Origin of the sequence: Azospirillum sp. A29 (genome assembly GCF_042604625.1) — a bacterium.
GTDB lineage: Bacteria > Pseudomonadota > Alphaproteobacteria > Azospirillales > Azospirillaceae > Azospirillum > Azospirillum palustre.
Genome location: NZ_CP170464.1, coordinates 445555 through 457476, shown reverse-complemented (window position 1 = coordinate 457476; position 11922 = coordinate 445555). Strand labels below are relative to the sequence as shown.

At 69.1% G+C, this 11922-nt stretch carries 9 protein-coding genes; 3 read left to right on the top strand and 6 right to left on the bottom strand.

Features of this window, described 5'->3' with window-relative positions:
- Positions 1–26 precede the first annotated feature (26 nt).
- The 6 genes from ABNQ38_RS14180 to ABNQ38_RS14155 form a co-directional block, all read right to left on the bottom strand.
- Entirely contained in the window at positions 27–2048 is a 2022-nt protein-coding gene (locus tag ABNQ38_RS14180) for a methyl-accepting chemotaxis protein (RefSeq protein ID WP_377807606.1), read from the bottom strand.
- A gap of 29 nt (positions 2049–2077) precedes the next feature.
- Positions 2078–3028: a Gfo/Idh/MocA family protein gene (locus tag ABNQ38_RS14175; protein WP_377807605.1), complete on the bottom strand. Its 951-nt coding sequence runs from the start codon at positions 3026–3028 to the stop codon at positions 2078–2080.
- Between the two features lie 49 nt (positions 3029–3077).
- Positions 3078–4277, bottom strand: a complete 1200-nt coding sequence (mmsB, locus tag ABNQ38_RS14170) for a multiple monosaccharide ABC transporter permease (protein WP_109048183.1) — start codon at positions 4275–4277, stop codon at positions 3078–3080.
- Positions 4274–5854, bottom strand: coding sequence for a multiple monosaccharide ABC transporter ATP-binding protein (gene mmsA, locus ABNQ38_RS14165; RefSeq protein WP_377807602.1), 1581 nt, complete (start codon positions 5852–5854; stop codon positions 4274–4276). The genes mmsB and mmsA overlap by 4 nt, the downstream gene beginning before the upstream one ends.
- Before the next feature lie 84 nt (positions 5855–5938).
- Positions 5939–7027 (bottom strand): multiple monosaccharide ABC transporter substrate-binding protein, encoded by a 1089-nt coding sequence (chvE, locus tag ABNQ38_RS14160; RefSeq protein ID WP_377807601.1) that lies wholly within the window; start codon positions 7025–7027, stop codon positions 5939–5941.
- Between the two features lie 165 nt (positions 7028–7192).
- Positions 7193–8185, bottom strand: a complete 993-nt coding sequence (locus ABNQ38_RS14155) for a LysR family transcriptional regulator (protein WP_377807600.1) — start codon at positions 8183–8185, stop codon at positions 7193–7195.
- A 213-nt stretch (positions 8186–8398) separates the two neighbouring features.
- Here ABNQ38_RS14155 and ABNQ38_RS14150 point away from each other — a divergent pair, with 213 nt between their 5' ends.
- Genes ABNQ38_RS14150 through ABNQ38_RS14140 form a run of 3 tightly spaced genes read left to right on the top strand, consistent with a single transcriptional unit; the run spans position 8399 to position 11904 of the window.
- Positions 8399–9283 carry an SMP-30/gluconolactonase/LRE family protein gene (locus ABNQ38_RS14150; protein WP_377807599.1) on the top strand — a complete coding sequence of 295 codons (885 nt, stop codon included), beginning with the start codon at positions 8399–8401 and terminating at the stop codon, positions 9281–9283.
- 56 nt (positions 9284–9339) lie between these two features.
- Positions 9340–10266: a dihydrodipicolinate synthase family protein gene (locus tag ABNQ38_RS14145; RefSeq protein WP_377807598.1), complete on the top strand. Its 927-nt coding sequence runs from the start codon at positions 9340–9342 to the stop codon at positions 10264–10266.
- Positions 10267–10323: 57 nt separating this feature from the next.
- Complete coding sequence (locus tag ABNQ38_RS14140; RefSeq protein ID WP_377807597.1) at positions 10324–11904, top strand: aldehyde dehydrogenase (NADP(+)); 1581 nt, start codon at positions 10324–10326, stop codon at positions 11902–11904.
- Positions 11905–11922: the final 18 nt, after the last annotated feature.

Below are 11922 nucleotides of genomic sequence, written 5' to 3'. Positions count from 1 at the left end.
TGGCCTTGTTCAAGACCGTGGTCGGGTCAGGCCGCGCGCATGTCGGCCAGGAAGCGCGACACGCAGCCGCGCAGGTCGTCGGCCTCGCCGGACAGGTCGTCGGCGGCGGACTTGACCTGACGCGAGGCGTCGCTGGTGGCCTGGAAGGCGTGGGTCACGCCGGCGATGCTGTCGCGGACATCCTGGGTGCCGCGCGCGGCGCGCTGGATGCTGCCGCTGATCTCGCTGGTCGCCGCCCGCTGCTCGCCGATGGCGGAGGCGATGGTGCCGGAGACCTCGTTGACCTCGCCGATGACCTTGACGATCTCGGTGATGGCGCCGGCCGCCTCGCTGCTGACGCGCTGGACGGCGGCGATCTGGGCCTCGATCTCCTCGGTCGCCTTCGCGGTCTGGGCGGCGAGGCTCTTGACCTCGTTCGCCACCACGGCGAAGCCGCGGCCCGCCTCGCCGGCCCGTGCCGCCTCGATGGTGGCGTTCAGCGCCAGCAGGTTGGTCTGGGCGGCGATGGAGCCGATCAGCTGCACGACGTCGCCGATCTGGCGGGCGACGCCGGTCAGGCTGCGCACCGTCTCGTCGGTGACGTGGGCGATGCCGACCGCCTGTTCGGTCACCTCGGCGCTGTGGGCGACATGCTGGCTGATGGCGACGATGGAGACGGCCAGTTCCTCGGCGGCGGCGGCTACCGTCTCGACGCTGCCGGTGGTCTCGCCGGAGCTGCGGACGGCGTCGCCGGCAAGGCGGCTGGTCTCGTCGGTGGTCGACTGGATGGTCCGGGCGGTGGACTGGAGCTGGATGGCGGCGCTGGCGACGCGGCCCAGCGTGCTTTCCACCATCCGCTCGAACTCGCGGGTCAGGCGGTCGATGCGCTCGCCGCGGCGGACGCGGGCCTCATGCTCGGCGGCCTTGTCGGCGGCCATGCGGTCGGCCTCGATCAGGCCGGCCTGGAAGACCTGCACCGCCTTGGCCATGCCGCCGATCTCGTCGCGGCGGTCGAGGCCGGGGACGGTCACCGAGCGGTCGCCGCCGGCCAGCCGGGTCATGGCGTCGGTCATGGCGACCACCGGGCGCGACAGGCTGCGGGCGATCAGCAGCGCGGCGGCAAGGCCGAGGATCAGCCCGGCGGCGGATGCTGCGGCCATCGCCTGCCGATAGCCGGCGATGTCGGCGGTGGTGTCGGCGCGCAGCTGCTGTTCGTCGGCGATGCCCTGGTCGGTCAGGCCGCGGGCCTGATCGCCGATGGCGGTGCCGAGCGGGGTCAGGGTGTCGGTGACCAGGGCGTCGCGGCGCTGGGTGGTCTCCACCAGCCGGTTGAAGCCGGCGGCATAGCCGTCGAGCGTCTTGAGGAAGGCGGACACCAGACCGCGCAGCGCCGGGTCGGTCACCGTCTTGGCCATGGTGTCGCCGTTCTGTGCGGCGGTCTTCAGCTCGGTCTTCGTCGCGGTGGCGAGGCCAGCGCTGCCCTCCCCCTGGAAACGGGCGGCGACGGTGCGGGCGGCCTGGACATGCATCGCCGCCTGGGCCGCGAGGTTCAGGGCCTCGACATTGCCGCCGCTCTTGGCATTGGTCAGGATGGTGCTGAGCATGGTCTGCAGCTTCGACCCGAACTTCGCCACCTCGGCCACCGCCTCAGCCCGCTGGCCATGGGCTTCGCGGACGGCGGCGAAGCTGTCGCGGTATTGGGCGACGCGGGCTTTCATCTGCTGCACTGCCGCAGTGTCGCCGCTGCCGGACAGGCGCCGCTCGACGGCGGCGACGAGGTTCGCGGCCTCCGCCGACAGCGAGGCGACGGCGTCGGCATCCTCGTCGCGGCCGTTCAGCAGGAAGGCGGTGGTCTTCAGCCGCATGTCCAGCATCAGCGTCTGCATGCGCCCGAGATCGACCACCTGTTCCGCCAGCACGCCGTTGCGGCGCACCACCGTCTCCGTCTCCGACAGGGCGTCGATGCCCACACCGGCGACGGCGGCGAGGAACAGCAGGATGCCGGCGCTGCCGGCGGTGATCCGGTGGCCGATGCGGGTGCCGAGTTTGATGCCGGCTGCGGTGGGCATGCGGGGGGACCTCCCAGTTGTGGGGGCTGCTACCAGTCGAAGGAGTCGGTGCGGTGCCAGCGGCCGACCATACAGGCGTCGGCGACGAGCGACAGCGGACGGCCGTCCACATCGCTCGCCCCGTCCGCCACCAACCGGTGGAAGTGGCGGTAGATGCGCTGGTACTCGGTGTCGGGCTCGGCCAGCACCGGCACGCCGTCCGCGAACAGGCGGGTGCCGCCATGGGTGAGGTCGAGGCGCCCGTCCACAGTCTCGATGACGATGGACCAGGTCTGCTCGCCCTGCTGGAGGAAGTCGAAGTCGGCGGTGACGCGGCCGATGCGGGACCCGGGGGCAGCCCCCATCTCCAGCGTCGCGGCGATGGGGGTGTCGCGGTTGGCCGGCACATGCAGGTCGGCGGCGCGGACGAAGACCGGGGCCGGCAGGATGTCGGTCAGGATCGACAGGGCGTTGATGCCGGGATCGAAGACGCCGAAGCCGCCGGCCGCGAAGATCCAGTCCTGGCCCGGATGCCAGCGCCGGACATCCTCCTTCCAGGTGATGGCGACGCTGCGGATGTCGGCATCCGCCAGCCTGCGCCTGGTTTCCTCCACCGCCGGGTTGAACTGCGAATGCCAGGCGGTGAACAGGGTGCGGCGCGCAGTCTCCGCCTCCGCCACCAGATCGTGAAGCTCCGACAGGGTGGCGGCGGGCGGCTTCTCGATCAGCACATGGCAGCCGGCGCGCAGAGCCTCCACCGTCAGGCCGTGGCGGACGGCGGGCGGGGTGCAGAGCGCCACGGCGTCGAGGCCGGGCAGGGCCGCCAGCATGTCGGACTGGGAGCGGAAGCTCGGCACGCCCCCCATTATGCCATCTGCGGTCGCACCGTCCGGGCTGACCACGGCGGCCAGATTGAACAGGCCGGTGGCGGCGATGGCCGGGATGTGCTGGTCGCGGGCGATCTTTCCCAGACCGACAAGTCCGAGGGTGGGGAGCGTCATGGCGATATGTCCGGTCGGGGAAGGGGAGGCGGCGGTCACGAGACCGCCGTCAGGCCTTGCCCTTGTTGTAGACGTCGAAGCAGACGGCGGCGAGCAGCACCAGACCCTTGATGACCTGCTGCCAGTCGATGCCGATGCCGACGATCGACATGCCGTTGTTCATCACGCCCATGATGAAGGCGCCGATCACCGCGCCGGTCACCCGGCCGACGCCGCCCGAGGCCGACGCGCCGCCGATGAAGCAGGCGGCGATCACGTCCAGCTCGAAGGACACGCCGGCCTTCGGCGTGGCGGTGTTGAGGCGGGCGGCGAAGATCAGCCCGGCCAGCGCCGCCAGGACGCCCATGTTGACGAAGGTGTAGAAGGACAGGCGGCGGGTGTCGATGCCCGACAGCTTGGCGGCCTTCTCGTTGCCGCCAAGCGCGTAGATGCGCCGGCCGATGGTGGTGTCGCGGGTGACGAAGGCGTAGATGCCGATCAGCAGCGCCATGATGATCAGGACGTTGGGCAGTCCCTTGTAGGTCGACAGCAGCCAGCCGACATAGGCGACCACCGCGAACAGCCCGGCGCTCTTCAGCAGGAACAGGACCAGCGGCTCCTGTTCGATGGCGAAGCGGTGGCGGCGCAGGCGGGCGGCGACGCTGAAGGCGATCAGGATCGCCGGAGTGGCGAGGCACAGCACCATCGTGGTGGTGTGGAAGCCCTCGGTGCCGAAGATGTCCGGGATGAAGCCGGAGCTGAGGCGCTGGAACTCCACCGGGAAGGGGCCGACCGACTGGCCGGCCAGCAGCGCGAGGCTGAGGCCGCGGAACACCAGCATGCCGGCCAGCGTCACGATGAAGGACGGGATGCGGAAATAGGCGACCCAATAGCCCTGGGCGGCGCCGATGGCGGCACCCGCCAACAGGCTGACGATGGCGGTGGGGATGAAGTGCCAGTGGAACTGCACCATCAGAATGGCGGCCAGCGCGCCGATGAAGCCGACGATGGAGCCGACCGACAAATCGATGTGCCCGGCGACGATCACCAGCAGCATGCCCAGCGCCATGATGACGATGTAGCTGTTCTGGAGGACGAGGTTGGTCAGGTTCAGCGGCTGCAGCAGCGTGCCGTTGGTCATGTACTGGAAGAACGCCACGATCGCCAGCAGCGAGATCAGCATGCCGTAATCGCGCATGTGGCTCTTCAGGAACTTGGCCATCGAGGCCTGGCGCGGCGGCGCGGCCGGCAGGTTCAGTTCGGCGCTCATTGCAGGGACTCCCGGGCGGCAGCGGCCACGGCGGCGCGGGCTGCCGTGGCTTTCGAGGCGGACGACATGATGGCGTGCATGATCTTTTCCTGGCTGGCCTCGGCCGCCGGCATCTCGGCGACCAGGGCGCCTTCGTTCATCACATAGATGCGGTCGGCGACGCCCAGAAGCTCCGGCAGTTCCGAGGAGATCAGGATGACGCCGCGGCCCTCGGCCACCAGCTGGTTGACGATGGTGTAGATTTCATATTTGGCGCCGACGTCGATGCCGCGGGTCGGCTCGTCCAGGATCAGCACCTTGGGGTCGGCGAACAGCCATTTGCTGAGCACGACCTTCTGCTGGTTGCCGCCGGACAGGTTGACCGTCTGCTGGAACACGTCCGAACAGCGGATGCGCAGGCGGCGGCGGAACTCGTTGGCGACCTCGATCTCGCGCTCGTGGTGGATGACGCCGCGCTTGGCGACACCGTCCAGATTGGCCAGCGTCACGTTGTGGCGGATGTCGTTGTCGAGCACGAGGCCGTAATGCTTGCGGTCCTCGGTGGCATAGGCGAGGCCATTGCCCATCGCTTTGCTGATGGTCGAAACGTCGATCTCGCGCCCGTCGAGGAAGGCCCGGCCGCGGATGTTGCGGCCGTAGGAGCGGCCGAACAGGCTCATGGCGAATTCGGTGCGGCCGGCGCCCATCAGGCCGGCGATGCCCACCACCTCGCCCCGGCGGACATGCAGGTCGATGTCCTTGACGACGCGGCGGCCGGCATGGATGGGGTGGTCGGCGCTCCAGTCCTTCACCTCGAACAGGATGTCGCCCGGATTGCTGGTGCGGCGCGGGTAGCGGTCGGCGAGGTCGCGGCCGACCATGCCCTTGATGATGCGGTCCTGGCTGATCGGCGCGTCGTGGCAGTCCAGCGTCTCCACCGTGGTGCCGTCGCGCAGGATGGTGACGCGGTCGGCGACCTTGGCGATCTCGTTCAGCTTGTGCGAGATCAGGATGGACGAGATGCCCTGTTCCTTGAAGCGCAGCAGCAGGGCCAGCAGGGCGTCGCTGTCGCTCTCGTTCAGGCTGGCGGTCGGCTCGTCCAGGATCAGCAGCTTGACCTGCTTGGACAGCGCCTTGGCGATCTCGACCAGCTGCTGCTTGCCGACGCCGATGTCGGTGATCAGCGTCTCCGGCGAATCGGTCAGCCCGACCATGCGCAGCAGTTCCCGCGCGCGGGCGGTGGCGGCGACCCAGTCGATGCGGCCGCGTTTCGCCTGCTCGTTGCCGAGAAACAGGTTCTCGGTGATCGACAGCAGCGGAACCAGCGCCAGTTCCTGGTGGATGATGATGATGCCCAGCTTCTCGCTGTCGGCGATGCCGCGAAAGGCGACGGGCTGGCCGCCGAAGCGGATTTCGCCCTCATAGGTGCCGTGCGGATAGACACCGCTCAGAACCTTCATCAGCGTCGATTTTCCGGCGCCGTTTTCGCCGATCAGCGCGTGGATCTCCCCCTCGCGGACCGAGAGGTTGACGTTGTCCAGAGCCTTGACGCCCGGAAACGTCTTCGTGATGCCGCGCATCTCAAGAATGCTGTCCATGGATTGACCTCTGACCGCCCGACCTTCCGCAAGGCGAGGCGCGGGAGGGGATGCCGGATGGCGCCCCGCTCCCGCGCCGTTCACTCACTTGATCTGCGATTCCTTGTAGTAGCCGCCGTCGACCAGGACCTGCTTCCAGTTCGAGGCATCGACGCTGACCGGCTTCAGCAGGTAGGACGGGACGACCTTCTTGCCGTTGTCGTAGGTCTTGGTGTCGTTGACCTGCGGAGTGCGGCCGGCCAGCAGGTCGTCGACCATGCCCACCGTGACCTTCGCCAGTTCGCGGGTGTCCTTGAAGACGGTGGAGCGCTGCTCGCCCGCCAGGATCGACTTGACCGACTGCACCTCGGCGTCCTGGCCGGTGACGACCGGCATCGGCTGCGCCGCCGAACCGTAGCCGACGCCCTTCAACGACGAGATGATGCCGATGCTGAGGCCGTCATAGGGCGACAGCACCGCGTCCACCCGCTTGTTGCCGTAATAGGCGCTCAGCAGATTGTCCATGCGGGCCTGGGCGACGGCGCCGTCCCAGCGCAGGGTCGACACCTTGTCCATCCCGACCTGGCCGCTGCCGACCTTCAGCTTGCCGCTGTCGATGTAGGGTTGCAGCACCGACATCGCGCCGTTGTAGAAGAAGTAGGCGTTGTTGTCGTCGGGCGAGCCGCCGAACAGCTCGATGTTGAAGGGGCCCTTGCCGTCCTTCAGGCCGAGCGCCTTCTCGATGTAGGAGGCCTGGAGCACGCCGACCTGGAAGTTGTCGAAGGTGGCGTAGTAATCGACGTTGGCCGAGCCGCGGATCAGGCGGTCGTAGGCGATGACCTTCACGCCGCGCTCCGCCGCCTTTTGCAGCACGTCGGTCAGCGTCGTTCCGTCGATGGCGGCGATCACCAGAACCTTGTCGTTCTTGGTGACCATGTTCTCGATCTGGGCGAGCTGGTTGGGGATGTCGTCCTCTGCATATTGCAGGTCGGTCTTGTATCCCTTTTCCTGGAAATACTTGACCATGTTGTTGCCGTCGTCGATCCAGCGCGCCGACGACTTGGTCGGCATGGCGATGCCGACGGTCGGCTTGTCCTGGGCCATGGCCGGGACGGCGGCGCCGGTGGCGACCAGGATGCCGACTGCGAGGCCGGCGAATTTCGAAGTGATGGAAGTGCGCTTGGCGGACGACATGGACCGGAATCCTCCCCGTTACTACGGCACGCGATACGCCGCCCCCGCGTTCTGTGGCGCGGATGGCGTTGGACGCGATGGTTGGTGTCCCTAGCAATCCTCCCTTTTCCCATAACTGTCAAATATGATTATTTGGCAAATCGATATGCATTTCGGTATCGGTCGTCACCGTGCTGCGGCAGTGGCGGCGGGGCTCGCGGCGACGAGGCGCATCTTGAGTTCCGAGGCCGCGCGGACGGCCGACAGCACGGTGCGGGCACCGGGCGACAAAGGCCGGTCCTTCAGCCAGAAGATGCCGTAGGGCTCGACGCTGAACCGCTTGTGGAAGGGCATGATGGCGCAGCAGCCGCTGGGCGAGAACACCTGGGCGAGAGCGCGGGCGAAGACGGTGATCGACTCGGTTTCCGCCACCATCGCCATCGAGATGACCGGAGAGGCGCTTTCGATCACCTTGTGCGGCAGCCGGGCGCCTTCGGCGCGGAACAGCGCCTCCACCCGGTCGCGCAGCAGGGTGCCGACGGGCTGGAGGATCCAGGTGGCGTCGGACAGATCCGCCGCGGTCAGCGGGCGGCCGAGCCGGAGCAGCGGGTTGGTGTCATGGCAGATGAAGCACAGCTCCTCGCTGCTGATCTCCTGATACTCGAAGGCGGTGGGGTCGTAATGGCCGGGCAGGCGGCCGATGGCGAAATCCATCACCCCCTGGTGGACCCGGTCGGCCAGCACGTCGCTGGTCTCCACCGCCACGGCGACCTTCAGGTTGGGATGGTCGCGGGTCAGGCTGCTGATGACCGGCACCACCAGCTCCACCGCCGGGGCCATCACCGTGCCGATCGACACCCGGCCGCTGTGGCCGGCGAGCAGGGCGTTCAGCTCCTCGCCCGTTTCCTGCAACTCGCTGAGGATCATCCGGGCATGGCGGATCATCAGGCTGCCGTACCAGTTCGGCTCGATCCCGCGGCCATGGCGGTCGAACAGCTCGATGCCCAGCGTCTCCTCCAGGTCGCCCAGCAGCTTGGAGGCGGCGGGCTGCGACATGTTCAGGCTGGCGGCGGCGCGGTGCAGGTTGCGGTGTTCGTCGAGCGCCGCGAACAGCTGGAGATGGCGCAGCTTCAGCCGCGCCTTCTGAAACCAGTTCGGCGGAAAGCGTTGGGGGGTCACGGGGGAAAGCCTCCGACTGGGGCGGCGGCGCCTTGATGGCAGACGTCGGGATACGACATTTGGTATCGCAAGCGCCGATCTTCGTATTGGACGATTATCAAGAGGCCTCTTATCGTTTGCGCCGTCAACAAATTTGAGAATTCACCGGTGACGGCGATTTGCCGGGGGCGATCTCCGGGACGAGAAGAGCGAAGCGAGGGGGAGTTAAGCGGGATGGCGCAGGAAGCGCGTTGCGTCTGGCAGGCCCGGGCTGTGCTTGGGGAAGGTCCGCTCTGGTCCCCGCGGCAGGATGCCGTCTATTTCGTCGATATCCGCGGATCCCGCATCCTGCGCCACGGCCTTTCGGATGGCACGCAGGCGGGGTGGGATCTGGATGACGCCGCCTGCTGGTTGGTGGAAGGCGCCGACGGCGACGGCTTCATCGCGGGCTTGCGCTCGCGCCGGGTGGTGCGGCTGCGGCTGGAGCCGGGTCAGGCGGCGGTCGTCGGCGAGGAGATCGCGCGGATCGAGCCGGACAAGCCGGGCAACCGCCTGAACGACGGCAAGGCCGACCGCGACGGCCGGCTGTGGGCCGGCAGCATGGACGATGCGGAGGAAGCGCCGGCCGGCAGCTTCTACCGCATCGACCCCAATGGCGCCGTCACGACGGTCGACGAGGGCTACACCGTCGCCAACGGGCCGGCGCTGGCGCCGGACGGGCGGACGATCTACCACACCGACAGCGCGGCGCGGACGGTCTACGCCTTCGACATCGGCGCCGACGGCAGCCTGTCGGGCAAGCGCGTCCACATCCGCTTCACCGAGGCCGACGGCTATCCCGACGGCATGACCTGCGACGCCGAGGGCGGGCTGTGGGTCTGCCATTGGGACGGCGGCCGGGTCAGCCGATTCCGCCCCGACGGCACGCTCGACCGCGCCGTCGCCCTGCCGGTCTCCCGCGTCACCTCCTGCGTCTTCGCCGGTCCGGATCTCGACCGGCTGTTCATTACCACCGCGGCGCACGGCCGGCCGGACGAGCCGCTGGCCGGGGCGCTGTTCGAGTGCGACCCCGGTGTCCGCGGCCTGCCGCCCGGACAGTTCGGGGCCCCGTCGCGCTGATTCCTGACTGCTGACTTCTGTCAGCCGATCCGATTCCGAGGAAGGACCTTACCGCCATGCCGTCCAGCGCCCGCCCCTATCGCGGCGTCTTCCCCGTCGTCCCCACCATCTTCACCGAAGCGGGAGAACTGGACCTCGACGGCCAGAAGCGCTGCGTCGATTTCATGATCGACGCCGGCTCCACCGGCCTGTGCATCCTCGCCAACTTCTCCGAACAGTTCGTGCTGACCGACGACGAGCGCACGCTGCTGATGGAGACCATCCTCGCCCATGTCGCCGGCCGGGTTCCGGTGATCGTCACCACCACCCATTTCAGCACCCGCGCCTGCGCCGACCGCAGCCGCCGCGCCCAGGATCTCGGCGCCGCGATGGTGATGGTGATGCCGCCCTACCACGGCGCCACCATCCGCGTGCCGGAAGCCGGCATCGTCGAGTTCTTCAGCCGCGTGTCGGATGCCATCGACATCCCGATCATGATCCAGGACGCGCCGGTCAGCGGCACCCCGCTGTCCGCCCCGCTGCTGGCGCGGATGGCGCGGGAGATCGCGCAGGTCTCCTACTTCAAGATCGAGGTGCCGCAGGCGGCGGCCAAGCTGCGCACCCTGATCGAGCTGGGCGGCGAAGCCATCGAGGGGCCGTGGGACGGCGAGGAGGCGATCACCCTGCTGGCCGACCTCGACGCCGGGGCGACGGGGGCGATGACCGGCGGCGGCTATCCGGACGGCATCCGCCAGATCGTCGATCCCTATCTGGCGGGCGACCGCGAGGCGGCGGTGGCGGCCTATGGGCGCTGGCTGCCGCTGATCAACCACGAGAACCGCCAGTGCGGCATCGCCACCGCCAAGATCCTGATGAAGGAGGGCGGCATCATCGCGTCCGACGCGATGCGCCACCCGACGGCCAACCCGCATCCGATCAGCCGCGAAGGCCTGCTGGACGCCGCGAAGCGTCTCGATCCGCTCGTGTTGCGCTGGGCGCGCTGAGCGGGATTCGAGTTGCGGCTGCCGAGTTGCGGCGTTCGAGTTAAGGAGAGACCCAAGATGACCATCACCGGCGAGATGCTGATCGGCGCGAGCGCCCACCGCGGCAGCCAGGGCGAGTTCCGCGCTGTCGACCCCGCCACCGGTGAGGCGTTGGAGCCCGTCTTCGGTGGCGGCGGCGCGGCCGAGGTGGAGCGCGCCTGCGCGCTGGCCTGGGCCGCCTTCGACGCCTTCCGCGAGACCGGCCTGGAGCAGCGCGCCGCCTTCCTGGAAACGGTCGCCCAGAACATCCTCGACATCGGCGACGCGCTGATCGTCCGCGCCATGGCCGAGACCGGCCTGCCGCGCGCCCGGCTGGAGGGCGAGCGTGGCCGCACCGTCGGCCAGCTCCGCCTGTTCGCCCAGGTCGTGCGCGAGGGAAGCTGGGTCGAGGCCCGCATCGACCCGGCCATGCCGGCGCGTACCCCGCTGCCGCGTGCCGACATCCGCCAGCGCCACATCGCGCTGGGGCCGGTCGCGGTGTTCGGTGCCTCCAACTTCCCGCTCGCCTTCTCGGTGGCCGGCGGCGACACCGCCTCGGCCTTGGCTGCCGGCTGCCCGGTGGTGGTCAAGGGCCATGGCGCCCATCCCGGCACTTCGGAACTGGTCGGCCGCGCCATCCAGGCGGCGGTCGCCTCCTGCGGCCTGCCGGAGGGCGTCTTCTCCCTGCTGTTCGGCACCGGCAACGAGATCGGCACGGCACTGGTCGCCGATCCGCGCATCAAGGCGGTCGGCTTCACCGGCTCGCGCCGCGGCGGGCTGGCGCTGATGGAAGTGGCATCCAGGCGGCCGGAACCGATCCCGGTCTATGCCGAGATGAGCAGCATCAACCCGGTCTTCCTGATGCCGGCGGCGCTGGGCTCCCGCGCCGAGGCGCTGGGCAAGGCGTTCGTGGCGTCGCTGACCATGGGCGCCGGGCAGTTCTGCACCAACCCCGGCATCCTGCTGGCGGTGGACGGGCCGGACCTCGACCGCTTCGTCGCCGCGGCGGTGGAGGCGTTGGGCGGCAGCGCCGCCTCGACCATGCTGACGCCGGGCATCCATGCCGCCTTCGACAGCGGTGTCGCCAAGCTGGCCGGCAGCGGCACGGTGACGACGCTGGCCCGCGGTCTGGCCTGCAACGGGCCGAACCAGGCGCAGGCGGCCTTCTTCACCACGACGGCGGACGCCTTCCTGGCCGATACGGCGTTGCAGGAGGAGGTGTTCGGCGCCGCCTCGCTGCTGATCCGCTGCGCGGACGTGGCGGCGATGACGGCGGTGGCGGAAAGGCTGGAAGGGCAGCTGACGGCGACCTTGCAGATGGATGGGGCGGACAAGGCCGCGGTGGCCGGGCTGATCCCGACGCTGGAGCGCAAGGCCGGCCGCATCCTGGCGAACGGCTGGCCGACCGGGGTTGAGGTCTGCCACGCGATGGTGCATGGCGGCCCGTTCCCGGCGACCTCGGACCCGCGCAGCACCTCGGTCGGCACGCTGGCGATCCGCCGCTTCCTGCGTCCGGTCTGCTATCAGGACATCCCCGCCGACCTGCTGCCGGAGAGCTTGCGCGACGGCAACCCGCAAGGGATCTGGCGCCGGGTCGACGGGACGCTTGGACGGGAGTAACTGCCGGTCTGACATGAC

Coding starts and splice junctions, on each gene's coding strand:
- ABNQ38_RS14180 (WP_377807606.1), bottom strand. CDS start 2,048: ATGCCCACCGCAGCCGGCATCAAACTCGGCACCCGCATCGGCCACCGG.
- ABNQ38_RS14175 (WP_377807605.1), bottom strand. CDS start 3,028: ATGACGCTCCCCACCCTCGGACTTGTCGGTCTGGGAAAGATCGCCCGC.
- mmsB (WP_109048183.1), bottom strand. CDS start 4,277: ATGAGCGCCGAACTGAACCTGCCGGCCGCGCCGCCGCGCCAGGCCTCG.
- mmsA (WP_377807602.1), bottom strand. CDS start 5,854: ATGGACAGCATTCTTGAGATGCGCGGCATCACGAAGACGTTTCCGGGC.
- chvE (WP_377807601.1), bottom strand. CDS start 7,027: ATGTCGTCCGCCAAGCGCACTTCCATCACTTCGAAATTCGCCGGCCTC.
- ABNQ38_RS14150 (WP_377807599.1), top strand. CDS start 8,399: ATGGCGCAGGAAGCGCGTTGCGTCTGGCAGGCCCGGGCTGTGCTTGGG.
- ABNQ38_RS14145 (WP_377807598.1), top strand. CDS start 9,340: ATGCCGTCCAGCGCCCGCCCCTATCGCGGCGTCTTCCCCGTCGTCCCC.
- ABNQ38_RS14140 (WP_377807597.1), top strand. CDS start 10,324: ATGACCATCACCGGCGAGATGCTGATCGGCGCGAGCGCCCACCGCGGC.